This is a genomic window from Carboxylicivirga linearis (genome assembly GCF_018271995.1).
Lineage (GTDB): Bacteria > Bacteroidota > Bacteroidia > Bacteroidales > Marinilabiliaceae > Carboxylicivirga > Carboxylicivirga linearis.
The window spans coordinates 1-878 of sequence record NZ_JAGUCO010000105.1; the positions used below are offsets into that span (position 1 = coordinate 1).

Annotated in this window: 1 protein-coding gene; it reads left to right on the forward strand. The window is 39.4% G+C overall.

The genetic code is table 11. From position 1 onward, the window contains the following. Window positions 1–45: 45 nt before the first annotated feature. Window positions 46–822, forward strand: coding sequence for a hypothetical protein (locus tag KEM10_RS23835; RefSeq protein WP_212220910.1), 777 nt, complete (start codon window positions 46–48; stop codon window positions 820–822). Window positions 823–878: the final 56 nt, after the last annotated feature.

The following is an 878-nucleotide window of genomic DNA, read 5'->3' on the forward strand; positions in this document are numbered from 1 at the left end:
CTTGCCGAGGTAGAGAAAAAGAAATAACGCTAAAATCTCCCGACAATGAAACGATATTTTGTAATTACAAAAACCTCAGTTGGCAACAAACACATCAACGAACAGGACTTGCTCCCTGCATCCTGTAAACTGATTACAGGCATTGCAATAAACGCCTTGGTTAAAAAAGAATCGGAATTGGAAGATGTAACTCAGAATTTAGCCTTCCCACAAGCTTTAATATCCGATTTGTTACTGACCGATGGTATTACCAACCTGTTCTATTCTTATTTACGCACAAGGGCAAGCGAAGCAGAAAGCAAAGACTTTTTTGAAAGTGATATTCTTCCGGCAATCGTTGATATTTTGAGCAACAATATCAAATTTACTTGCCTCGATGCAGAGCAACAAAGCAACCTGAACAACAGCATAGCAGAACTTTTCAATACACAGTTTGCCGATTATCTCTACAACGAAACCGGGCTTTTTGAGAAAGGTCAAACCATTACAAGCCTTGAATTTGCCGATTTGATAGCACAGGAAACATTAACCTTTTCCTATCTGCATAAATCCGATGTTTTTCTTCGTCCTGTAAAGGCATACAAACAGCCAGAACCTTATGAATGTGGCAATATCAGCCTATTGGTAAACGGCAACAGTTTTCTATTGCGTGACTATATGCTTACTGCCAACCGAAAGGTAAAGCATTTAAGCAAAGAGGTCATCCCATTCCATGAGCCTTTGGAGGTAAACAGCAATATCCATACGGTTTTCAAAAGCAATAAAAACAGCGGAGAAAACACACTAACCATTAGAATCTACATTGAATATGAACACGAGTGAGTTATTACATACCATCGCAAAAGACCGTGTTTCAGGGATGCGAACCATCGACAGCT